This window comes from Halopseudomonas sp., from assembly GCF_036961105.1.
Lineage (GTDB): Bacteria > Pseudomonadota > Gammaproteobacteria > Pseudomonadales > Pseudomonadaceae > Halopseudomonas.
The window spans coordinates 61,545-84,978 of record NZ_JBALWW010000002.1; the positions used below are offsets into that span (position 1 = coordinate 61,545).

Sequence of the window (23,434 nt, forward strand, 5' to 3'; positions counted from 1 at the left end):
GTTGCGCATGAATGAACTCAACGCCACGCTGAGGTTGCAATGCCACCCGGGGTTCACCCTGGACGATGCGGTTGCCCAGGTGAACTACTTCGCGCGCCTGGGTATTACCCATCTGTACCTGTCGCCCATTCTGCAGGCCCGTGCCGGCTCCACCCACGGCTACGATGTGGTGGACCCCACCCGGATCAGCGAGGAACTCGGCGGCGAAGCCGCCCTGCGCCGTCTGGTGGCAGCGCTGCGCGCCCGGCATATGGGGCTGATCCTCGACATAGTGCCCAACCACATGCACGTGGCCGACAGCGCCAATCAGTGGTGGCAGCATGTTCTTGAGTGGGGCCCGGACAGCCAGTGGGCCGGGTTCTTCGATATTGACTGGCAAAGCCCGGTCGCCGAGCTGCGCGGCAAGGTACTGGTACCGGTGCTCGATGGTGACCTTGTGCAGGTACTGCGAGCACAGCAGTTGCAGCTGCACTTCAGCCCCGGCGAGGGACGTTTTCATGCGCAGTACTTTGAGCACCACCTGCCACTCTACCCGGTTACCTATGCCCGCCTCCTGCAAGCCAGCGACGAGCCCCAGCTCAATCAGCTGGGCCAGTTGTTTGCCGCTCTGGAGCATCAATCAAATGTAGCGGCTGAAGCGGCGCGACTCAGTCAGGCGCTGGCCGAAGTCTGCAATCAGACCTTTGCATTGCAGGCAGTGGAACGCGTGCTGGCCACCTACAACGCCGATACCAGCGAAGCGAATGAGCAGATGCAGCGCCTGCTGGCGCACCAGCACTACTGGCTCACCGACTGGCGCCATGCGCAGAAAATGATCAACTGGCGGCGGTTTTTCGATATCAACCAGCTTGGTGCTTTGCGAGTGGAACGCGGCGACGTGTTTGAAGCCACGCACGCCAGGATTTTCGAGCTGGTAGAACAGGGGCTGATTGATGGGCTGCGGGTCGACCATATTGATGGTCTCGCGGACCCCGCACATTATTGCAGGCGGCTGCGTCGGCGGCTCGACCAGCTGCAGCAGAACCGACCTGCGGATCTGCCCTGGCATGGCATTCCCATCTATGTGGAAAAGATTCTGGCGGCAGATGAGCTCCTGCCCGCCGCCTGGCCAGTGGAAGGCACCACCGGCTACGAGTTCATGAATGAGGTCTCGCTGTTGTTGCACGATGCCCGTGGCGCATCGGTACTGCGCCAGCTGTGGCAGGACTGCACCGGGCGCTCGGGAGACTTTCTGCAGGAGGTGCGCACCGCGCGCGCATTCATTCTGGATACCGCCCTGCAAGCCGACTTCGACAAGGTAGCGCGTGGCTTGCTGCAATTGGCCAGACACAACTCCCTGCCGCCCGAACACGGTATGGAAGCCATTCGTCGCGTGCTCCGCGAGATATTGCTGCAGTTTCCGGTCTACCGGCTTTATGCCGGCAGCTGTGGTCGCTCGGGCGCAGACGAGGAAATCATGCGGCAAGTGGTGGAAGCCGCTGGCGCGGTACTGGCCGAATCGGACTGGCCATTGCTGGAGCAGATGGATGCCTGGCTCGGCGGGCAACCGCTGTATCAGCAGCCACCCGGCCCCCAGCGCCGCCTGCAGCGCGAGGTACTCACGCACTTCCATCAGCTCACCGCACCCTTGGCCGCCAAGGCCGTGGAAGACACTGCGCTGTACCGTCACGCCGTGTCGCTGTCGCGTAACGATGTGGGTTTCGACCCGGAGCATCTGGCCATGCCGGTGGCGCAGTTCCATGCGCACTGCCAGCGCCGCGCACGGCAGCACCCATTGTCCATGCTCACAACCGCGACGCACGACAACAAGCGCGGCGAAGACCTGCGGGCACGCCTGGCCGTCATCAGCGGCAGCGCTGACTGGTATGCCGGCAATATCAGAAGCTGGATGCAACTGGCGGCGCCCCTGCGGCGCCAGTGCGCAGAGCAACTGGCGCCCGCGCCGCATGACGAACTGGCGCTCTACCAGATGCTGCTTGGCGGCTGGCCATTGCAAGGCGAAGAGATGGATGAGTTTCTACCGCGCCTGCAGCAATGGCAACAGAAAGCCCTGCGTGAAGCCAAGCTGCAAAGCAGTTGGTGGCGACCTGACGAAGAATACGAGAATGCCTGCGCGGACTTCCTCGCAGCTCTACTGACCGACCCAGCCCATGCGCTGCTGCGCCAGTCGATCGAGAGCGCCGCCATGGCCATGGCGCCGGCGGGTGCGATCAATAGCCTCACGCAAACCCTGCTGCGGCTGACGACACCCGGCATTCCTGATCTGTATCAGGGCTGCGAGTTGTGGGACTTCAGTTTCGTCGACCCCGACAATCGCAGGCCGATCGACTTCAGCCGCAGAGCCTCCGCACTGGGGGGTGTTTATGATCCAGCAGCGCTGCTGCAGAACTGGCGCGACGGCCGCATCAAGCAGTGGGTTATCGCCACTGTACTGCAGCACCGTCTGGGCGGAGCCAGGCTGTATCGAGAAGGCAAATACCTGCCGCTGGCCGTGCATGGCGCCCAGGCTGAACATCTGATTGCCTTCGCGCGGGCGCGGGAGGGCGAATACGACGTGATAGTCGCACCACGCCTACCGCAGCCCTTGCTCGATGGTGCGCATGTTCCGCTCATTCCTGCCGCGTCATGGGGCGATACCTGGATAGAACTGCCGCCATGCCTGCCCCCAGACGCGCAGTTGCAGAGCCTGTTCTGCAATAGCGAATTTGCCGCAAAGCAAGGCCAATTGCCGGTGCAGGAGTTGCTTGCCCGGTTTCCTGTGCAGCTGCTTTGTCTCAATGGCTCATCCGCCCCACAGCACCCGCATGAGCATTCAACCCGAGAAAACCCACCGCAGGAGATAGTGCAATGAGCGATTACGATAACCGCGTACGCGAACTCGCGTATCAGATATGGGAAAGCGAGGGCAAACCCGAAGGACAGGGTGAGCGCCATTGGCAGATGGCGCGTGAACTCATGGATACCGCGCAGGACGGCGATTTGAACCCCACCCCGCCAACGCCTATTGCCAAGTCACGCGCGCGCAAGACAAACCCTGCGCCCAAGGCCGACGAAACCCAGCTGGAGAAGCCAGCGCTGCTGGGCAAGCCTCGGGCCGCCAGGAAGCCTGCCGAAAAGGCCCCAGCCGGCAGCGCAGAGACCGCCGCCAAACCCAGGGACAAGCCCACCGCCAAGCCGGCAGCAAAAACCGCCAGCAAAACACGCAAAGTCGTCACACCCAAAACTACTGCAACGCAGAAGGATAAGCCATGAGCGCAACGGGTAAGGCAAGCGCCAACCAGTCGGGACAACGCAAGTCCCGCGTGACCGAGGGACGACGTTTCCCCCTCGGCGCCACCTGGGATGGTCTGGGCGTCAACTTCGCTCTGTTCTCCGCACATGCCACGCGCGTGGAGCTCTGTCTGTTCGACAGCACTGGTGAGGTTGAGCTGGAGCGGATCACCTTACCCGAGCACACCAACGAGATCTGGCACGGCTACCTGCCCGATGCGCACCCGGGGCTGGTGTATGGATATCGCGTTTATGGCCCCTACGAACCCGAAGCTGGGCATCGTTTCAACCCCAACAAGCTATTGATTGATCCCTACGCCAAGCAACTGGTAGGTCAACTGCGCTGGTCGCCAGCGCTATTCGGTTACACCATAGGGTCGCCTGACGCCGACCTGAGTTTTGATGAACGCGACAGCGCCCCCTTCGTACCCAAGGCCAAGGTAATAGATCCAGCGTTCACCTGGCCGGAGCATAACCGGCCGCACACACCCTGGGCCGATACCGTGATCTACGAGGCACATTTGCGGGGCATCAGCATGCGCCATCCCGAGGTGCCCGAGGAGCTACGCGGGACCTGCGCTGGCCTGGTCAGCCCTGCCCTGCTGCAGCACATTCGTACCCTCGGGGTGTCCAGCGTCGAGCTGCTGCCGACTCACGCCTTTGTCGACGACCAGCACCTGCTTGAGCGCGACCTCAGCAATTACTGGGGTTACAACAGTATCGCTTTCTTTGCGCCCCATCCGGCCTATCTGGCCAGCGGCAAGGTAAACGAATTCAAGGAAATGGTGGCGCGGCTGCACGAGGCCAATCTGGAGGTCATCCTTGATGTGGTCTACAACCACACTGCAGAGGGCAATGAACTGGGCCCCACCCTCTCCATGCGCGGCATCGACAACACCAGCTATTACCGTCTGATGCCGGATGAACCGCGTTATTACATCAACGATTCAGGTACCGGCAACACCCTGGACATGGCGCATCCCTGCGTGCTGCAAATGGTCACCGATTCCTTGCGTTATTGGGGAACCGAGATGCAGGTCGATGGTTTTCGCTTTGACCTGGCGACCATACTGGGCCGCGCGGTCGATGGCTTTGACGAGCGCCACGCCTTTCTCGTGTCCTGCCGCCAGGATCCGGTATTGAGTCACCTGAAACTCATTGCCGAACCCTGGGATTGCGGCCCCGGTGGTTATCAAGTGGGCGGTTTTCCACCCGGCTGGTCGGAATGGAATGACCGCTTCCGCGACACACTGCGCGCCTACTGGCGTGGCGATGATGGGCAACTGCCCGAGCTCGCGCGTCGCCTGACGGCCTCGGGCGACATGTTCAATCAGCGGGGCCGCCGCCCCTACGCCTCGGTCAACTTCATTACCTCGCACGACGGTTATACCCTGCGCGATCTGGTCAGTTACGAAGACAAGCACAACGAAGCCAATGGCGAAGACAACCAGGATGGGCATGATCACAACCTCAGCTGCAACTACGGCGCAGAGGGCGAGACCGACGATCAGCCCATCCGCGAAACCCGTCTGCAGCAGATGCGCAATCTGCTTGGCAGTCTGCTGCTGTCACAGGGCACGCCCATGCTGCTGGCTGGCGACGAGTTCGGGCGCACCCAGGGCGGCAACAACAACGCCTACTGCCAGGATAACGAGATTGGCTGGATCGACTGGCAACTCTCCGATGAAGGCGTCAGCCTGCTGGCCTTTACCCGGCGGCTGCTGAGTCTGCGCCGTGCCTATCCAATGTTGCGCCGTGGGCGCTTCCTGGTCGGTGAATACAACGAAGAACTCGACGTGCTTGATGTGGCCTGGTTGAGACCCGATGGCGAGCCCATGCAGCCGGATAACTGGGATGACCCTAACGCCCGCACCCTGGGCGTACTGTTCGATGGTCGGGCCCAGCCCACAGGCCTGCCACGCAGCGGTGAAGACGCCACAGTGCTGCTGCTGTTCAACGCGCATGACGAGACCGTGGATTTCTATCTGCCGGAGGTGGCTGGCGGCCAGGAGTGGGCCTGCCTGCTGGATACCGCACGGCCTGAGTTGAGCCATGGTGAAGCGCACGCCCCTGCCACGATGTTTCCCCTGCCAGGGCGCAGCCTGCTGCTTTTCGAGCTACTGCGTGGGCAATCTTGAGCCGGCGATGGCAACGCGGAAAACAGACCCGAAAAAAGCCCTGAACTCCGGAAACAGCATCTCAGTCACATTTTTACGAGTATTACGCTCACACCTGTACCCGCCATATTCCACGGAGTAACCAATATGAAAATCAGTGAAATAATGACCACCGACGTAAAGACTACTACCGGCACGAATAGCATCCGCGAGGCCGCCATGATCATGGCCGAGATTGATACCGGCGCGGTGCTGGTGCAGGAAAACGAGCGCCTGATAGGCATGATCACTGATCGTGACATCACTGTCCGCGCCGTGGCCCAAGAGCTGGACAGCAACACACCGGTACGTGAAGTCATGTCGGACAATATCCGTTACTGCTTCGATGATGACGAAGTAGAGGTAGTGGCCAGCAACATGGCCGGTCTGGAGATGCGCCGTCTGCCGGTCCTCAACAGTGACAAGCGTCTGGTGGGGGTGGTCTCGCTGGGTAACATTGCCGCCAGCGGCGATCAGGACAGCGAGTCCACCCTTCTGGAAGGGGTCGCCAAACCGCATTGATCCGACTTCAGGCGAGGGCCGGTCGTACGATCAGCCGTGTCCTCTCCGCGGTCATTTAGAGGAACCCACCATGAAAGCTGTTGTATTTCACGACGTTGGCGACATCCGCCTGGAGGATGTCCCCAAACCGAACATCCAGGATCCCACCGACGCCATCATCCGCATCACTGCCTCCGCCATCTGCGGTACCGATCTGCATTTTGTGCGCGGCACCGTGGAAGGCGTTAACAAAGGGACCATTCTTGGTCACGAGGCGGTGGGCGTAGTGGAGCAACTTGGCGACGATGTGCGCAACCTGCAGATAGGCGACCGCGTTGTCGTGTGCTCGACCATCGCCTGCGGCAGCTGCTCTTACTGCCGCGCTGGCTATTACTCGCAATGCGATAACGCCAACCCCAACGGCAAGCGTGGCGGCACGGCGTTTTTCGGCGGGCCGCAGGGCAACGGTGGCTATGATGGGCTGCAGGCCGAATTCGCCCGAATACCCTTTGCCCATATTGGCCTGGTCAAACTGCCGGACACGGTCACCGACGATCAAGCCATTCTCATTTCCGATATTTTTCCCACCGGCTATTTTGGCGCCGATGCTGCCGAGATCAGCGACGGCGATACCGTCGCCGTATTCGGTTGCGGGCCGGTAGGTCTGTTTGCCATCGCCAGCGCCAAGCTGATGGGCGCGTCACGGGTATTTGCCGTTGACTGTCTGCCCGACCGGCTGGATATGGCACGGCGCCAGGGCGCAGAAACCGTCAACTTCGACCAGGAAGACCCCGTCGAGACGCTGGTGCGGCTGACCGGTGGCATTGGCGTGGATCGGGTGATCGATGCCGTGGGCGTAGACGCCGAACACAGTCACTCCGAGTTGCGCGGTCGCCCCTCGCGCAGCAGGGACGAGCAATGGCAGCCCGGTAATGCCCCTGCGCAAGCGCTTGAATGGGCAGTTCAGGCCTTGGCAAAAGCGGGCACTCTGTCGATCATCGGCGTCTACCCGCCGAACGCCGAGACCTTCCCGATCGGCAACGCCATGAACAAGAACCTGACCATCAACATGGGCAACTGCCCGCATCGCCGCTATGTGCCGCACCTGATCGACCTGGTGGTCAATGGCATGATCGAACCCACCAAAATCCTCAGCCAGGTAGAACCGCTGAGCGACGTCATCAGTGCCTTTGAAGCCTTTGATCGGCGTGATGCAGGCTGGGTAAAAGTAGAACTTGAGCCCCAGGCGTGAGTCAGAACATGGACAGTTAACGAATGAGTGAGCCCGCGAGTAGCTGGCGCGTAGGTCAAGAACGGGGGGTGGCACTCTGCGCTTTGCCCCTGCTGCGCCGCCGGACTGCCCGGGCCGTGGAACAGGGAGCAGGCATGGGTTTTTCGGACGATACCGCCACACACCAACAGCAGCGCAGCAAACCGCTACAACCGCCTAGCGAGACGGTGAAGTCACTGCGCATACTTACGGTCAATACCCACAAGGGCTTCAACTGGCTGAACCGGCGTTACATCCTGCCTGAACTCCGGGACGCTGTGCGCACCCTGTCGACCGATGTGGTCTTCCTGCAGGAGGTGCAAGGGGTACATGAAGGCCATGCCGCGCGCTTTCTCGACTGGGCCACAGCGCCGCAATATGAATTCCTCGCCGACAGCATGTGGGCAGATTATGCCTATGGCCGCAATGCGGTTTATCCAGAGGGCCACCATGGCAATGCGTTGCTGTCCAAGTTTCCTATCCTGCGTCACGAGAATCTCGACGTCTCGGTCAGTGGCCATGAAGAGCGCGGCCTGTTGCACTCGGTGCTTGATGTTCCCGGCCAACCCGAGGTGCATGCCATCTGTGTCCATCTTGGCCTGCACGAAAGTCATCGCACCGCGCAATTGAAACTGCTTTGCGAATTGCTTGAGCGTCTACCGCCGGAGGACCCGGTCATAGTCGCCGGCGACTTCAACGACTGGCGCCGCCGCGCCGACGCCCAGCTCAGTGACAGCGGCCTGCGAGAAGTCTTTGTCGAGGCGCAGGGCGAACCGGCACGCACCTTCCCCGCGCGCTGGCCGTTGCTCTGTCTGGACCGCGTCTATCTGCGCAATGCATCAGGCGTTGATGCGCACGCCCATGGGCGGCGGCCCTGGTCACATCTTTCGGATCACATCCCATTGTCTGTAGAGGTATTGCTATGAACCCGGTCTGGCGCGAAGGAAATGACGTAGAGCTGCTGATCAACGGTGAAGCCTTTTTTCCGGCGGTATTCGACGCCATTCGCCAGGCCCGGCAGGAGGTACTGCTGGAGACCTTCATCATCTTTGACGATGATGTCGGCCAGGAGCTCAAGAGCGCACTGATCGAGGCGGCGAGCAACGGTGCCCACGTAGAAGTGATGGTCGATGGTTACGGCACCGCAGAAATCAGCGACCACTACCTCGCAGAGCTGGCTGGCGCTGGCGTCACTGTGCACATGTTCGATCCGCGCCCGCGAATCATGGGCTACCGAACCAACCTGTTCCGACGACTGCACCGCAAGATAGTTGTCATCGATGGCACTGAAGCCTTCGTTGGCGGTATCAATTTCAGCTGCGAGCACCTGGCTGCCTATGGCCCCAAGACCAAGCAGGATTACGCCGTACGCGTGCGCGGCCCCGTCGTGGCCGATATCCATCAAACCAGCTCGGAGCTGTTCGATCAGGCACCCGGCAACGAAGCCCGTCTGAAAGTAGCGCCGCCGCGCCAGCATCGCCGCAGCGGTAGTGCCAATATTCAGTTGGCGGTCAGGGACAACGAGGACCACACCCGGGATATAGAAACCGAATATCTCAGGGCCATTCGTTCGGCCAGCCAGCGCATCGTGATCGCCAATGCCTATTTTTATCCCGGCTACCGTCTGCTGCGCGAGTTGCGCCGCGCCGCCCGCCGTGGCGTGAAAGTGACGCTGATCCTGCAGGGCGAACCCGATATGCCCTGGGTACGTGCCGCCGGGCAGCTGCTCTACGGCTACCTGATCAAGGATGGCATCGTGATCCACGAGTATTGCCGCCGCCCGCTGCATGGCAAGGTGGCGCTGGTCGATCGTGAATGGTCTACGGTGGGCTCCAGCAATCTTGATCCGTTAAGCCTGTCGCTCAATCTCGAAGCCAACCTGAACATCCGCGATGCGGCGTTCAACCAGCAGCTCTACGCGCATCTTGAAGAGCTGGCCGCTGCACAGTGCCAGGAAATCACCCAGGAAAAGGCGCTGCGCGGCTACTGGTGGCGTGCTCCGCTATCGTATCTGGGTTATCACTTCACCCGGCACTTCCCCTCGCTCGTGGGCTTTCTGCCCGCGCACACCCCGCGTCTGAAGCCGGCCTTGCCGCTGGAAGCCGAACGTGAAGGCGATCTGACCACGCTGGAGCTGGAGCAGGAGAAAACGCCATGACCGAGGCCGCGCAGCACAAGAGCCATGCCAAAGCCTGGAAACTGGCACGTCGCCTGCTGACATTGGCCTTTTTCATTCTGGTGCCCACCCTTCTGTACTTCCAGATGAAAGACCTGGATTGGGCTGAACTGCTCAGCTCATTGCGCGGTTTTCCTCCCACCACGCTCGCGCTCTGTGTACTGGTGGCCATCGCCAGCTACATCACCTATGCCAGCTACGACCTGCTGGGCCGACTTTACACCCGTCACAGCATTCCGGTCCTCAAGGTGCTGACCATCACCTTTGTGTGCTACGTCTTCACGCTGAACCTGAGCGCGCTGGTAGGCGGTATCGCATTGCGTTATCGCCTCTATTCCCGCGAGGGGCTTTCTACCGGGACTACCACCCGTATTCTCAGCCTGAGCCTGGTGACCAATTGGGGTGGTTACATGCTGCTGGCCGGTACCATCTTCGCCTTTGGCCTGCTGCACCTGCCCGAGAGCTGGAAGATCGGGGACACGGGCCTGCAGGTAGTGGGCGTGGCGATGCTGTTGCTTGGCCTCGCCTATCTGGCGGCGTGCGCCTTTTCAAAGCGGCGCAGCTGGCATCTGCGCGGCCACGAGATAGAGCTGCCGCCTTTTTGGCTAGCCTTGGCGCAGATGGGGCTGGGCGCACTGAATTGGGCCCTGATGGGTTTGCTGATTTACCTCCTGATGCCAGAAGACGCGTTTTACCCGACGATATTGGGAATCCTGCTGATCAGTAGCGTGGCAGGCGTAATCACCCACATACCAGGTGGTCTGGGGGTGCTCGAAGCCGTCTATATCGCACTGTTGCAGCACGAGTTTGCCAAGAGCGAAATATTGGCGGCGCTGATCGGTTACCGCGCCATTTACTTTCTCATGCCGCTGGCGGTGGCCGCCCTCACCTATCTGGTGCTGGAGCGCCGGGCCGCCAAGAACGGCGGCACCGAGCGGTCGAGCTCAGAGCCCGTGGGCCGGGCGGAGCAGCAGAGTTCCTAACGGCGGCAGGGTCAGTTCCAGCGACTGATCCTTGCCATGCGCAGCGGTGGGTTCGGAGCGCAGTGCGCCGCTGCTGCCCGCTCCCGATCCGCAGAAATTTTCCGCGTCGCTGTTGAGCAGCACATCCCAGCTGCCCGCGCGCGGTACCCCGATGCGATAACCTTCGCGCGGCAGCGGTGTGCAGTTATGCACCACCAGCAGTGGCGCACTCTTTTCCGAGCCGTGGCGCAACCAGGCAAATACGCTGTTGTCGTTGTCATCCCCAATCAGCCATTCAAAGCCATCGGCATAACTGTCTCGCTCGTGCAAGGCCGGCTCTTCGCGGTACAGGCGGTTCAGTTCGCAGACTAGATCGCGGATGGCTCGATGGTCGGCGTACTGCAGCAGATACCAGTCTAGCGACTGATCGTGGTCCCACTCACGCCACTGTCCAAACTCACACCCCATGAACAGCAGCTTCTTGCCTGGATGGGTCCACATCAGACTCAGATACTGTCGCAGGTTGGCAAACTGTTGCCAGCGATCACCGGGCATCTTGTCCAGCAATGCCCGTTTGCCATGCACCACTTCATCGTGGGAAATGGGCAGGATGAAATGCTCGGAAAAGGCGTAGTCCAGCCCGAAGGTAATCTGATTATGATGATAGCGACGGTTCAGCGGATCTTCGCTCACGTAGTTAAGCGAATCGTGCATCCAGCCCATGTTCCACTTGAAGGTAAAGCCCAGACCGCCCTCTTCCGCCGGTAGGCTCACACCCGGCCAGGCAGTGGATTCCTCGGCTATCATCAGGGCGCCGGGTACCTTCTCGCGCACCACGGAATTGAGGTGACGCAAAAAGTCGATGGCCTCCAGGTTTTCCCGTCCGCCATGGCGGTTGGGAATCCATTCGCCTTCCTTGCGTGAGTAATCGCGGTAGAGCATCGACGCCACGGCATCCACGCGCAGCCCATCAATATGGTAGGTCTGCAGCCAGTGCAACGCCGAGGAGAGCATGAAGCCATGCACCTCATGCCGGCCCAGGTTGTAAATGCAGGTGTTCCAATCCTGGTGATAGCCCTCGAAAGGATGGGCATATTCGTACAGGGCAGTGCCGTCAAACAATGCCAGCCCGTGCTCGTCATTGGGGAAATGCGCAGGAACCCAGTCCAGGATCACCCCAATTCCGGCCTGATGGCAGGCATCCACAAAGGCGGCAAAATCCGCGGGACTACCCAGGCGCGCGGTGGGCGCAAACTGCGATAGCGGCTGGTAGCCCCAGGAGCCGCCAAAGGGATGCTCCATGATCGGCATAAGCTCGATGTGGCTGAAGCCCAGCTCCTTGATGTAGGGGATAAGCTGATCGGCCAGCTCACGCCAGCTCAGTATGCCCTGGCTGTCATCGTCAGGGCGCCGCCAGGAGGCCGCATGCAATTCATAGATCGACAAGGGCGTACCATCGGCCTGAATGTTGGTGCGCCAGGCCAGCCAGGCATCATCGTGCCACTCCAGCTCCAGCGGCTCGGAGACCACCGACGCGGTGGCCGGCGGCATTTCCGTGCGCAGGGCATAGGGGTCCGCTTTCAGCGGCAGCAACCCGTGCTGCCCCAAAATCTCGTATTTATAGACTTCACCTGCCTGTAGCCCGGGGATAAAGAGTTCCCATACACCGGACGGTGAGTGCCGCCGCATCGGGTGCCGGCGCCCATCCCAGCTATTGAAACTACCCACCACAGAGACTCGCCGGGCGTTCGGCGCCCAGACCACAAAGCGCACACCCGCCACCTCTTCAGCCTTATCGCTGGCAGCAGCAGCGCGGCAGCGCCACAACTGCGCCCCGAATACCTTGCCCAGCTCCCTATGCTTGCCCTCGCTGAACAGGTGCAGATCCAGCTCACCCAGCTGCGGACCAAAGGCGTATGGGTCGGCCACTTCCTGCGTAGCGTCGGGCCAGTGTATGCGCAACCGATAGGCACCCAGGGTGGCGCAGCGGAGGCTGAAAAAGCCCGGCACAAGCTCGGTCATTTCACCCAACACCTCGCCAGTCTGCGCGTCTATGACCTCCACCGACCGGGCGCCTGGTTGAAAGCTGCGCACCACCAGGGCGCCTTGTTCCTGATGCGGACCTAGCACTTCGAAGGGCAACGCACATTCAGCGTTCAGCAATGCCGATATCTGTTCTAACGGAAGCTGGTCTTGTCTGGTTGAAAGCTGGTTCACAGAGTATCTCCTGGAGACTGAGGCGCGTTGCCGGTAGCGAGCGGCACACCGGCGAGTTCCAACAGCCCGCGCAGCGGCAATTCCACCCATTCCGGGCGGTAGGTGAGTTCGTAGCGAATTTCGTAGATGGCCTTTTCAAGCAAATAGAGCTGCAGGGTGCTCTGGGCTCCCGCTTCAGCCTGCCATTCATGCGCCACGCCGCTGGCCGCCTGGTTGTAGGCTGTGGTGAAGGCTTCGACCGACTGGCTCAGATATTGGGTAGTAAGCGCCTGGCTGGCGCGCGCCACTGCCTCGGGCTGTTCTTCGGCAGACAGGCTGTGCGCGGCCATGGCGGCAGCATAGGAGAATGACCGCAAGATACCTGCAACATCCTTGAAGGGACTGTGGCGCGCACGACGTTCCTCCAGTGAGCGACTGGGCTCACCCTCAAAGTCGACGAACACCGCGTCACCCTGGGCTACCAGCACTTGTCCCAGATGCAGGTCACCGTGCACGCGGGTCTGCAAGCCGCCTACGCTCTGCTGCGCCAAAGCGCTGATCTGCTTACAAAGGGCATCTTCGTTAAGCAACAGTTGCTCTGCCAGATGCACCGCTACACCGGGGATTTTATCCGTATGCGCGCTGAGCTCGGCGCAGGCTTGGCGCAGCTCGTCGGTAATGCGTGCACCCTGCTGCTGCGCCATCGCGCTGTTGGTGTGGCTGGTGGCAAAATCGGTATTGTCGCGAGGATCAGCAAGCAACAGATGCATCTGCCCCAGGCGGCGCCCCAGCACCTCGGCAAAGTCCTGCAACTCGGCCAGCGCGGTGTACTGATTTTCCAGTTCGGACACACCGCCGGCCACTTCATCACGGATGGCCCGCTCCAGGGTATCCAGCGTCCATTGCCAGGCATCGCCCTGGGCGTTGATGAACCCTTGCAGGATCATAAGTGTGGTCGGGGTGCCATCGGCAGCTTCGCGACGTACCTCGCCAAGAAAAGGTGCAACCTGACTGAACTCGCGTTCACTGAGATAGGCGCACATTTCCGCCTCCGGATGAACGCCGGGCTTGAGACGACGCAACACTTTCAACATCATGCTGTCGCCCAGCCGAATGGAGGTATTGCTCTGCTCGGCCGCGCTGGGTTCTACGCTGCCGCCATCACCTTCGGTGGGCCATTCCAGCAAACGGGCTGCTGGCAGAAAGTGCAGCATTTCGCCGCCCTCTTCATGTACCTCGGCCGCGCGCAGGCGCTGCAGCACACGTTGACTGAAGCCGGGCAAGGTGGTGGCGTCGGTCAGCAGGCCCACTTCCCGGCCCTTGCGCAAGCGCGCCATGGCCAGCGCCGTCTGCAGCGTGGCCAGGCGGCTGCCATCAGGTTCGCCCTCACGTTCGGGTAAAAAGGCCAGGGGCAACTGATAACAGGCGGTGCCCTCGCCTGCGCTTGGCAGTGTGATCTCCAGCAGTGCCAACAGATCTTCATCACCCTCGCCCGCCAGGGTCGTGATATGTCGCACCTGAACCTGCGCTGGTTCGCCCTCGCCGGCGAACCAGCGACGCCGTGCCAGATAGGCTGGCAGCAGCTCGCGGCCCAGGGTTTCACTGGGCGCCGGCCGTGCGAGTTCGGCCAGGTGCTGCTTGATTACCAAGGTGCGCAGCTCTGGCATGGGTTCCGGCGCGGGTGAGTGCCAGCCGGGCATCCTGCTGCTGTCTGCCAGTACAAACCAGAAGAAACCGTACGGCGGCAGGGTGAGCATATAATCCGGGGCGCCTATGGGCGCAAAGGAGCTGCCGCCAAGCATTTCAACCGGCACCCGTCCAACAAACTCGTTGAGGTCCAGCTCCACTGCTTGTGCCGCCCGCGAGAGGTTGGCAACACAGAGAATGGCCTCTTCCTGGCCATCGGCATCGGTAAACTCACGCAAATACGCCAGGATCCGCCGGTTGTTGGGCGCGAGCATGCGCAGGGTGCCGCGGCCAAAGGCCTTTTGCTGAGTGCGCACAGTCAGCATGCGCCGCGTCCAGTTGAGCAACGAATGCGGGTCACGCGCCTGGGCTTCCACGTTGATGGTCTGGTAGCCGTACAAGGGGTCCATGATCGGCGGCAGTACCAGACGGGCCGGATCGGCGGCGGAAAAGCCGCCGTTACGATCTACCGACCACTGCATGGGCGTGCGCACACCATCCCGGTCGCCCAGGAAGATGTTGTCCCCCATGCCCAGCTCATCGCCGTAGTACAGCGTCGGGGTGCCAGGCATGGACAACAACAGGCTGTTGAGCAGCTCGATACGCCGGCGGTCGCGCTCCATCAAGGGTGCCAGCCTGCGGCGAATGCCCAGATTGATGCGTGCGCGACGATCTGCAGCGTAGTAATTCCACAGGTAATCACGCTCGCGGTCACTGACCATCTCGAGCGTCAGTTCGTCATGGTTGCGCAGAAATATTGCCCATTGGCAGCCCTCGGGAATGTCGGGGGTCTGGCGCAGAATATCGGTGATCGGAAAGCGGTCTTCCTGGGCGATGGCCATGTACATCCGGGGCATCAGCGGGAAGTGAAACGCCATATGGCATTCATCGCCTTCGCCAAAGTACAGCTGGGTGTCTTCCGGCCATTGGTTGGCCTCCGCCAGCAGCATGCGGTCGGGATAGTGTTTATCCAGGTCGGCACGAATCGCCTTGAGCACCTCGTGGGTTTCCGGCAGGTTCTCGTTATTGGTGCCCTCGCGCTCCACCAGATACGGAATGGCGTCCAGACGCAGCCCGTCCACGCCCATATCCAGCCAATAGCGCATCACACCGAGTACGGCCTTGAGTACCTGCGGATTGTCAAAATTGAGATCAGGCTGGTGTGAATAGAAACGGTGCCAGAAGTACTGCTTGGCGACCGGATCCCAGGTCCAGTTGGACTTTTCGGTATCCAGAAAGATGATGCGCGTGCCCTGATAACTGTCATCGGTATCGGACCACACGTAGAAATTACGCGCCTTGGACCCCTTGGGCGCGTTACGCGCCCGCACAAACCAGGGGTGCTGATCAGAGGTATGGTTGATTACCAGCTCGGTAATCACCCGCAGGCCGCGCTGGTGCGCCGCCTTGATAAACCGCCGGACATCGGCCAGTGTTCCGTAATCGCTGTGCACGCCACGATAGGCAGCAATGTCATAGCCGTCATCCCGCCGTGGCGACGGGTAAAACGGCAGCAGCCAGATGGTGTTCACGCCTAGATCGGCGATGTAGTCCAGCTTCTTGATCAGACCGGGAAAATCGCCCACTCCGTCATTGTTGGAGTCAAAGAACGATTTTACGTGGACTTGATAAATAACCGCGTCCTTGTACCAGGCCGGGTCGCGCAGAAAACTCTGCTGGCTATCACTCATGCCGCTCTCCCTCGATTCTGCTTGCGCGCCAGATGCCGAATGGCTGATGCCAGGGCTCTATGCGCATCCATTGGGTTTTGCCGTGCCATTGCCAGGTATGGCCGGTCATCAGGTCTTCACCCTGGAGACTGGCGTCATCCCCGAGGCCGAACTCCCAGAGCGGCAATTCGAAATGCGCTTCCTGGGCGTTGTGCGGGTCCAGGCTGATAGCCACGAGCACAAAGTTGGACATATCCGGCGTGCGCTTGGCGAAATACACGATGTTGTCGTTCCAGCACAAAAAGGTCTGCAGGCCAAGGTGCGTCTGCAGCGCCGGGTTTTCACGGCGAATGCGATTGAGCTGGGCGATCTCGGCGTTGATGTTGCCGCTCTGCTGATAGTCGCGCGGCCTCAACTGGTATTTTTCCGAATCCAGGTATTCTTCCTTGCCGGGCACCGGCGCGGCCTCACACAGTTCGAAACCGGAGTACATGCCCCAGAGCCCTGACCCCATGGTCGCCAGCGCGGCGCGGATGAGAAAGCCGGCGCGCCCGGAGTCGTGTAGGTAGCGTGGATTGATATCCGGGGTATTGACGAAGAAGTTGGGCCGATAACAGTCGCGCCACGGCGGCTGGGTCAGCTCCATGAAATAGCTCTCTATCTCCTCCTTGGTATTGCGCCAGGTGAAATAGGTGTAGCTCTGGCTGAAGCCGACCTTGCCCAGTCGCGCCATCATCGCCGGCCGGGTAAAGGCTTCGGAGAGGAAGATGATCTCAGGATGCCGATGCCGCACATCGCCGATCAACCATTCCCAGAACGGCAGTGGCTTGGTGTGGGGGTTGTCGACGCGGAACAGGGTGACGCCCTGCTCTACCCAGAACAGCACCACGTCACGCAGCGCCAACCACAGGCCCGGAATGGCGTCCTCGTTGTAGAAAGCCACGTTGACGATGTCTTCGTACTTTTTCGGCGGGTTCTCGGCGTGGCGAATGCTGCCATCGGGCCGCCACTCGAACCAGCCGGGATGCTCTGCCAGCCAGGGGTGATCGGGCGAGCACTGAATGGCAAAATCCAGCGCCACTTCCAGGCCCTGAACCCTGGCTGCGCTGACCAGGCGGCGAAAGTCATCCAGGCTGCCCAGCTGCGGATGCACGGCATCGTGACCGCCCTCCGTCCCGCCAATGGCGTAGGGGCTGCCCGGATCCTCTGCATTGGCCTGCAAACTGTTGTTTCGCCCCTTGCGATGGGTCATCCCAATGGGGTGGATGGGCGGAAAATACAGCACATCGAAGCCCAGCGAGCGAATGCGCGGTAGCTGTTCGAGCACATCCAGAAAGGTGCCGTGGCGCTCCACAGAGCCCGTGGCAGAGCGTGGAAACAACTCGTACCAGCTGGCGAACTCGGCGAGTGAGCGCTCCACATCCAGCGGGTAGCGCGGAGTGCTCAGCAAATGCCGATGCTGCCCCAGTTCGCGCATGCGTTGCTGCGTCTCCCGAGACAGCAAGAGCGCCAGCTTTTCCTCATCCAGCTGTGACTCTTGCAATTGCCGCAGCACGTCCTGCAAGGCCGCATCGGCTGTACCCAGGGTCTGTTCGAGGGTGCGTTGCAACAGGAGTTCGCCCTCGCGCAGCTCCAGAACCAGTGGTTTTCCAGCGGCGAGCTTTTTCTGAACCTCGTCACAATAGGTGGCGTAATCATCGCGCCAAGCTTCTATTGCAAACTCCATGCGCCCGGGTTGCTCAGGCACCAGCTCCGCCTGCCAGCGATCATTCCCCAAAGGCTGCATAGGTGCGCTTTGCCAGAGGCCGTCGCTGCCTTCGCGCCACAACAGATTGGCGTCGAGCTTTTCATGCCCATCGGTGAAAATGACGGCGCTGACCACGCAGGGCTGACCCACCAGGGCCTTGGCGGCAAAGCGGCCAGCTTCCACTACGGGCTCGACTGCTTCGATGGCCACGCGCGTCAGCGCGACCGCCTCTTCTACCGCTGGGGGATAGTTCAGTTGCTCAGCAGACATGTGCTGGTCCTGTATGAGGTGTGATTACGGTCACCAGCGGCTCAGCCATTGACCACAGTGCCGCCATTAACATGAAGGATCTGTCCCGACACGTAGCTGGAATCGTTGCAGGCGAGGTAGACGTAGCTCGGCGCCAGTTCTGCCGGCTGTCCGGGCCGGCCCATGGGCGTGTTGCCACCAAATTCCGAGACCGTGTCAGCGGAGAAGGTCGAAGGAATCAGCGGTGTCCAGATCGGCCCTGGTGCTACGCCATTAACACGAATACCGCGCTCGGCCAGGTTGATGGCCAGCGAGCGGGTGAATGAGGTAATGGCGCCCTTTGTGGCGGAATAATCGAGCAGTACCGGGTTGCCCTTGTAGGCGGTTATCGAGGTGGTATTGATGATGGAGGCGCCCTTGGGTAGATGCGGCAACGCCGCCTTGGTCAGTTGGAACATGCCAAAAATGTTGGTGCGAAACGTTTTCTCCCACTGCGCCTGGGGGATGTCCTCCAACCGCTTCTGCGGATGTTGCTCGCCAGCGTTGTTCACCAATATGTCTATGCCCCCCCACTCTTGCAGCACGGTGGATATCACTTCGTGACAGAAGCTCTCTTCGGCGACGTCTCCGGCCATGCGCATGGCCGTACCCCCATGCTTGCGAATCTCGCTCAGGGTAAACTCGGCGTCTTCGTCGTTGGCCAGGTAGAGCACCGCCACCTTGGCGCCTTCCAGCGCGTAATAGAGCGCCACCGAACGGCCAATTCCGCTATCGGCGCCACTGACGATAGCCACCTTGCCTGCCAGCTTGCCCGCGGGGCGGTAGTCGTCGCGATAGAACTCGGGTGGTGGATCCATCCGTTTTTCCGAAGAGGGTTCCTGGTCCTGATGCTGCGCCGGCGGCGTCTTGTCACTCATGACGATCTCCTGCGTTAGTAGAGGATGGCGATGCAAGCCAGCAAGGCTCTTAAGAGATTGACCGACCAGTCGGAAGACGAGTTCAAGCAGTTTTTTACAGGCCTGTTATTCCACGAGACAATTACCCTGGCGCTTTTAATTCGAATTTGGTCTTAATAAAATTCATTGCAAAACGCACGAATTCCGACGAAAGGCGCCTTTTTAGACTAATTCGCTATAAATTGGCATTAGAAAAAACCAATAAAGTGCTTAGAAATGCCATTTTTCTGTCGCGTAGCACAATATTTTGTTTTCGCCTGACGATCTCACGATTTCTGCGGGCGGAATTTTGTTTCCAAACGTGCGGTCACTTTAAGGGTGATCAACCCCGCATGGAGATACCCTAGATGCAACGCGACCTCACCCCTTTCTGCAAGGCACTTCCCGAGTATCAGGTCAGCACCGAGCCACGCCCGGACGGCGAACAGTTGCTGATCCTGTGCGATGGTTCGGCGACGCCGATTTATCGCCGAGTAATGCATGCAGAGATGACTGACGAACAGTTGATCAGCCGGATAAAGCTGGATCTCTTTGCCATGGGGTATGCGGTAGAACATGACCCGGAGACCTTGCTGGACGAGGTCAAACAGCAGTCCTATACCACCGGTGAAATACATCGCACCCGCTGGGACAGGTTGTGGGAAGAGCGCAAGTTATCCACGCACCGCGGCCGTCCCCAGGGGCGCTAAGCTGACGAACGAAGCACGCGGCTGAGGCGTCGCGCACACTGAAGCCGTGTGCTGCCTCCGCGGTTGGCGTGATCAGGCAGAATTGACGAGATAGGTAAGGCAAAAGGCATGTCTTTTTGGGAAGCGATCTGGAACCACGCGGAGTTGCGCTTGCTGGTACGTGCCGTGGTGGTATTGCTGGTGGCAGGCGTGGCAGCACGCCTGGCCGCCAGATTGCTGGTAAGAGCCACCAGCGGCGTGAGCTTTGTACGTCAGTTGAGCAAGCAGCTGCAGCGCCCCATCAGTTGGATAGTGCCATTGGTGGCTCTGCAACTGGTATTGCGCGCCGCCGCCGATGACATTCCTCTGCTTGGCCCCGCGCGTCATCTTACAGCTCTGTTGCTCATCGCCCTGATTACCTGGGCCGCGACCCGAGTGGTGCGTGCGGTAGAGAAATTCATTGTGCTGCGTCACCCGGTCGATGTGGCCGATAACCTGCGCGCCCGCCGGGTGCAGACCCAGACCCGTGTACTGGTGCGCACCATGAACCTGTTTCTGGTGTTCTTTGGTATTGCGGCCATGCTCACCACTTTCCCCGGTGCCCGGCAAATCGGCACTGGCCTGATGGCGTCTGCCGGTGTCGCCGGCCTGGCCATCGGCTTTGCCGCGAAACCCGTGCTGGGCAACCTGATCGCCGGCATACAGATAGCCATGACTCAGCCCATCCGTTTGGATGACGTGGTCATCGTGGAAGGCGAATGGGGCCGCATCGAAGAGATTACGGGCACCTACGTGGTGGTGTGCATCTGGGATGAGCGCCGGCTGATAGTGCCGCTACAGTATTTCATCGAACAACCATTTCAGAACTGGACCCGGCAAACCAGCTCGATCCTGGGCTCGGTATTTCTCTGGACCGATTATTCCCTGCCGCTGGAGCCGTTGAAGCAGGAGCTCGCCCGCCTCTGTGAATCCGTGCCGGAGCTGTGGGATGGCCGGGTGCAGGTTCTGCAGGTGACCGACGCCACCGACAAGGTCATACAACTACGCGCGCTGGCCAGTTCGCGCAATTCGTCGCTTAACTGGGACTTGCGTTGCTTCCTGCGCGAACAATTGATCGCCTATATCAATCGCGAGCATCCCGAGTGCCTGCCGCGCACGCGCGCAACTGTCAGCAGCGCGACCACCCACGTGAGCGGCGAGCAGATCTGACCCACCACCCCATTGCCGCAAGCAGTCACATCCCCGCTTGCGGCCCTCGCTCAAGGCGCGTCTTCGTTCAGCCGCTCCCACATCTTCCTGGTGACTCGCTGGCGGTTGTGGTAATCGGCCCAAGGGTCATCCTGCAGCTCTTGCAGACGCTCTGGCAGGTTGCCGATATGCCACTGCGCCGCGCTGCGCAACTGCTTCAACTCGCCCCTGGCGATGGGCACCGATACTGCCAGTCCGGGGCGCGCTCTTACCGAGTAGGCTGCTACCGTGCTCGCCCCGCGCTGGTTGCGCAGATAATCGACGAATATTTTGCCGACCCTGTTCTTGGGCCCCATTTTATCTGCGAAGCGATCCGGTAGTTGCTCGGCCATGAAGCGCGAAATAGCCTTGGTAAAATTCTTGGCCGCGTCCCAGTCCAGGTGTCTGGCGACGGGAATGATGATATGAATGCCCTTGCCACCGCTGGTTTTCAGCCAGGCTTCCAGGCCCAACTCATCAAGCACCGAGAGCGTCAGACGCGTGGCTTCGAGCATGCTTGACCAGGGCAGCTTGGGGTCGGGATCGAGATCCAGTACCAGATGGTCAGGGCGGTCTATGCGATCATGCGTGGCGCCCCAGGTATGCAACTCGATGGCGCCCATCTGCACCGTACCCACCAGGGCTTCTATCGAATTGATCTCCATCAGGGGGGCGTGGTCAGGGTCAAGCGCCTGGTCCAGTTCGGTGAGATGGGGTATCTGCAAATGGCTGGCGTGACGCTGAAAGAACTGCTCGCCCTCAACGCCTTCAGGGGCGCGCAACAGCGACACTGGCCGGCCTTTCAGATGCGGTAGCACCCAATCAGCTATCGAGTCATAGAAAGCTGCCAGCTCCCCTTTGCGGTAGCCGCTGCGTGTGTCTATCACCCGGTCCGCATGGGATATCTGCACACCTGCCACCCTGTCCGGCGCAGCCGCGCCAGGCCCGCCATCACTGCTCTTTTGCGCCCTCCCCGCAGCCGCTTCTGGCGCTTGCAACTGCGCGGCAGCGGTTGGCTGTTCCTGGACGATGTCCTTGGCCGGCTTGTCGCTACGCAGGGCCAGAAACGCTGCCTGGCGCACCCGCTGCTGTTGCGTCCACTCAGCAAACTCTACCTCGCAGATCAACTCCGGCTTGATCCAGTTGACGGCCCCGGCCTGGGGAACGCCCTGGGTGCTGGTCAAGGCTGGGGTTTTGCGAGCAAGCTTCTTCATACGCTGGTGCAGCGCATCTAGAGTATCGTTATCGAAGCCGGTGCCCACCCGGCCTGCATAGCGCAGCTCATTACTGCCCACCGCCGTATGCACGCCCAACAGCAGCGCACCAAAACCCGTGCGGCTGCCCTTGGGCTCGGTGTAGCCCACCACCACAAACTCCTGGCGCAGCCGGCATTTGAGTTTGATCCAGTCGGGGCTGCGCCTGGATACGTACGGACTGCCGCGGCGTTTGCCGATCAGCCCTTCCAGCGCCATGCGACACGCGCTGGCGTAGAGATCATCGTGATGGGCTTCAAACTCGCTGGAGTAACGCAGCAGATCTTTCTCGTTGTCTTCCAGCGCGCCGCGCAGCGCTTCACGTCGGGCCTCGAGCGGCTCATCACGCAGGTCAACACCGTTGAGAAATGGCGCATCAAACAGATAGAACACGATGGACTGGTCACGCTCCTGGTCGAAGGCGTTCTGCAGCGCTTGAAAATCCGGCAAGCCCTCGTCGTTGAGCACCACCACTTCGCCATCCAGCCAGGAATCCTGTAACTGCAGTTCAGCGATGGCTTCAGCCTGGCTGGCCAACCGATCGGTCCAGTCGTTGCCATTGCGGGTAAACAGACGCACTTCGCCGCTACGTACCCGGGCGAGCACGCGGTAACCGTCAAACTTGATTTCATACAGCCAGTCGCCATTGGGGGGCGCGTCGGCCAAGGTGGCCAGTTGCGGTTTGAGCAGCTCGGGTATATCAGCTTTGGTGCGGCTGGCCCTTTTTTTCGCCGGCTGCTTCGTCGCCGCTCTGGTGCCTGCTTTGGGCTTGTCGGTTTTCGCTTTGGCGGAGGTTCGGGCCCTTGCCTTCCCGGCCGGTCCTGCCTTGGTCTCGGCATCCTGATCGAGCGGCAGCAGCTCGCCGGTAATCACACTTTCCGGGCGCTCGCTCAAGACGTCGAACTCGGCATGCTCGCGCGCGGCCTCATCCGCCTCCTTGATCAGCAGCCATTGCTCCTTGCTGCCACCCATGCGGGTACGCACCAGATTCCAGATGCCGGCGAGTTTGTCGCCCTGCAGCGCAAACTTGAGTTTGCCCTTGCGGTAGGACTCCTGCGGGTCGCCTACCGGCTGCCAGATACCGTGATCCCAGACAATCACATCACCGCCCCCATACTGGCCCTTCGGGATGCTGCCCTCGAAGTCGGCGTAACTCAGCGGGTGATCCTCCACATGCACGGCCAGGCGTTTCTCGCTGGGGTCAAGGCTGGGGCCCTTGGGCACCGCCCAGCTCTTCAAGGTGCCGCCCAGCTCCAGCCTGAAATCGTAGTGCAGATGGCTGGCATCGTGCTTTTGCACCACAAACTGCAACGCAGCGCTTTTGCCTGCCCGTTTTTTTGCACGCCTGTGCCTGGGCTCGCTGGTGATCTTGAAGTTGCGTTTGCTGTTGTATTCGCTATGAGTACTTGCCATCAGGCTGTCTCCGTTAGCAGTTCGCAGCGCTGTT

15 protein-coding genes are annotated in these 23,434 nt (G+C 60.7%); 10 read left to right on the forward strand and 5 right to left on the reverse strand.

What is annotated here, in order from left to right; genetic code table 11:
• Positions 1 to 7 precede the first annotated feature (7 nt).
• The 8 genes from treY to V7756_RS03140 all read left to right on the forward strand — a co-directional run bounded on the left by treY (position 8) and on the right by V7756_RS03140 (position 10,356).
• A complete protein-coding gene (gene treY, locus V7756_RS03105; protein ID WP_335608700.1) occupies positions 8 to 2,851 on the forward strand; it encodes a malto-oligosyltrehalose synthase in 2,844 nt (947 codons plus the stop codon).
• The gene (locus V7756_RS03110) at positions 2,848 to 3,252 is read left to right on the forward strand and encodes a DUF2934 domain-containing protein (protein ID WP_335608701.1); all 405 of its coding nucleotides are present in this window, start codon (positions 2,848 to 2,850) and stop codon (positions 3,250 to 3,252) included. The genes treY and V7756_RS03110 overlap by 4 nt, the downstream gene beginning before the upstream one ends.
• Positions 3,249 to 5,408, forward strand: coding sequence for a glycogen debranching protein GlgX (gene glgX / locus V7756_RS03115; RefSeq protein WP_335608702.1), 2,160 nt, complete (start codon positions 3,249 to 3,251; stop codon positions 5,406 to 5,408). The genes V7756_RS03110 and glgX overlap by 4 nt, the downstream gene beginning before the upstream one ends.
• A 126-nt stretch (positions 5,409 to 5,534) precedes the next feature.
• Complete coding sequence (locus V7756_RS03120) at positions 5,535 to 5,948, forward strand: CBS domain-containing protein (RefSeq protein ID WP_335608703.1); 414 nt, start codon at positions 5,535 to 5,537, stop codon at positions 5,946 to 5,948.
• 70 nt (positions 5,949 to 6,018) lie between these two features.
• Complete coding sequence (locus V7756_RS03125) at positions 6,019 to 7,179, forward strand: zinc-dependent alcohol dehydrogenase (RefSeq protein WP_335608704.1); 1,161 nt, start codon at positions 6,019 to 6,021, stop codon at positions 7,177 to 7,179.
• Positions 7,180 to 7,313: 134 nt separating this feature from the next.
• Complete coding sequence (locus V7756_RS03130; protein ID WP_335608705.1) at positions 7,314 to 8,123, forward strand: endonuclease/exonuclease/phosphatase family protein; 810 nt, start codon at positions 7,314 to 7,316, stop codon at positions 8,121 to 8,123.
• Positions 8,120 to 9,355 carry a cardiolipin synthase ClsB gene (clsB, locus tag V7756_RS03135; RefSeq protein ID WP_335608706.1) on the forward strand — a complete coding sequence of 412 codons (1,236 nt, stop codon included), beginning with the start codon at positions 8,120 to 8,122 and terminating at the stop codon, positions 9,353 to 9,355. Before V7756_RS03130 ends, clsB begins: the two co-directional genes overlap by 4 nt.
• Positions 9,352 to 10,356 (forward strand): lysylphosphatidylglycerol synthase domain-containing protein, encoded by a 1,005-nt coding sequence (locus V7756_RS03140; RefSeq protein WP_335608707.1) that lies wholly within the window; start codon positions 9,352 to 9,354, stop codon positions 10,354 to 10,356. Before clsB ends, V7756_RS03140 begins: the two co-directional genes overlap by 4 nt.
• Here V7756_RS03140 and glgB read toward each other — a convergent pair.
• The 4 genes from glgB to V7756_RS03160 are packed head-to-tail and all read right to left on the reverse strand — an operon-like array spanning position 10,318 to position 18,800.
• Positions 10,318 to 12,552 (reverse strand): 1,4-alpha-glucan branching protein GlgB, encoded by a 2,235-nt coding sequence (glgB, locus tag V7756_RS03145; protein WP_335608708.1) that lies wholly within the window; start codon positions 12,550 to 12,552, stop codon positions 10,318 to 10,320. The genes V7756_RS03140 and glgB overlap by 39 nt on opposite strands.
• Positions 12,549 to 15,908, reverse strand: coding sequence for a maltose alpha-D-glucosyltransferase (gene treS, locus V7756_RS03150; protein ID WP_335608709.1), 3,360 nt, complete (start codon positions 15,906 to 15,908; stop codon positions 12,549 to 12,551). Before treS ends, glgB begins: the two co-directional genes overlap by 4 nt.
• Positions 15,901 to 17,904: an alpha-1,4-glucan--maltose-1-phosphate maltosyltransferase gene (locus V7756_RS03155; RefSeq protein WP_335608710.1), complete on the reverse strand. Its 2,004-nt coding sequence runs from the start codon at positions 17,902 to 17,904 to the stop codon at positions 15,901 to 15,903. Before V7756_RS03155 ends, treS begins: the two co-directional genes overlap by 8 nt.
• A 41-nt stretch (positions 17,905 to 17,945) precedes the next feature.
• Positions 17,946 to 18,800 carry an SDR family oxidoreductase gene (locus V7756_RS03160; protein ID WP_335608711.1) on the reverse strand — a complete coding sequence of 285 codons (855 nt, stop codon included), beginning with the start codon at positions 18,798 to 18,800 and terminating at the stop codon, positions 17,946 to 17,948.
• A gap of 386 nt (positions 18,801 to 19,186) precedes the next feature.
• On the opposite strand from V7756_RS03160, the gene V7756_RS03165 reads away from it, so the two are divergent.
• Together V7756_RS03165 and V7756_RS03170 are read left to right on the forward strand one after the other, a co-directional pair.
• Complete coding sequence (locus V7756_RS03165; RefSeq protein WP_335608712.1) at positions 19,187 to 19,528, forward strand: DUF3509 domain-containing protein; 342 nt, start codon at positions 19,187 to 19,189, stop codon at positions 19,526 to 19,528.
• Positions 19,529 to 19,636: 108 nt separating this feature from the next.
• On the forward strand, positions 19,637 to 20,716 hold the full coding sequence (locus tag V7756_RS03170; protein WP_335608713.1) for a mechanosensitive ion channel family protein: 1,080 nt from the start codon (positions 19,637 to 19,639) through the stop codon (positions 20,714 to 20,716).
• Between the two features lie 50 nt (positions 20,717 to 20,766).
• On the opposite strand, the gene ligD is transcribed toward V7756_RS03170, so the two are convergent.
• Positions 20,767 to 23,400: a DNA ligase D gene (gene ligD / locus V7756_RS03175; protein ID WP_335608714.1), complete on the reverse strand. Its 2,634-nt coding sequence runs from the start codon at positions 23,398 to 23,400 to the stop codon at positions 20,767 to 20,769.
• Between the last annotated feature and the right edge of the window lie 34 nt (positions 23,401 to 23,434).

Coding starts and splice junctions, on each gene's coding strand:
- treY (WP_335608700.1), top strand. CDS start 8: ATGAATGAACTCAACGCCACGCTGAGGTTGCAATGCCACCCGGGGTTC.
- V7756_RS03110 (WP_335608701.1), top strand. CDS start 2,848: ATGAGCGATTACGATAACCGCGTACGCGAACTCGCGTATCAGATATGG.
- glgX (WP_335608702.1), top strand. CDS start 3,249: ATGAGCGCAACGGGTAAGGCAAGCGCCAACCAGTCGGGACAACGCAAG.
- V7756_RS03120 (WP_335608703.1), top strand. CDS start 5,535: ATGAAAATCAGTGAAATAATGACCACCGACGTAAAGACTACTACCGGC.
- V7756_RS03125 (WP_335608704.1), top strand. CDS start 6,019: ATGAAAGCTGTTGTATTTCACGACGTTGGCGACATCCGCCTGGAGGAT.
- V7756_RS03130 (WP_335608705.1), top strand. CDS start 7,314: ATGGGTTTTTCGGACGATACCGCCACACACCAACAGCAGCGCAGCAAA.
- clsB (WP_335608706.1), top strand. CDS start 8,120: ATGAACCCGGTCTGGCGCGAAGGAAATGACGTAGAGCTGCTGATCAAC.
- V7756_RS03140 (WP_335608707.1), top strand. CDS start 9,352: ATGACCGAGGCCGCGCAGCACAAGAGCCATGCCAAAGCCTGGAAACTG.
- treS (WP_335608709.1), bottom strand. CDS start 15,908: ATGAGTGATAGCCAGCAGAGTTTTCTGCGCGACCCGGCCTGGTACAAG.
- V7756_RS03155 (WP_335608710.1), bottom strand. CDS start 17,904: ATGTCTGCTGAGCAACTGAACTATCCCCCAGCGGTAGAAGAGGCGGTC.
- V7756_RS03160 (WP_335608711.1), bottom strand. CDS start 18,800: ATGAGTGACAAGACGCCGCCGGCGCAGCATCAGGACCAGGAACCCTCT.
- V7756_RS03165 (WP_335608712.1), top strand. CDS start 19,187: ATGCAACGCGACCTCACCCCTTTCTGCAAGGCACTTCCCGAGTATCAG.
- V7756_RS03170 (WP_335608713.1), top strand. CDS start 19,637: ATGTCTTTTTGGGAAGCGATCTGGAACCACGCGGAGTTGCGCTTGCTG.
- ligD (WP_335608714.1), bottom strand. CDS start 23,400: ATGGCAAGTACTCATAGCGAATACAACAGCAAACGCAACTTCAAGATC.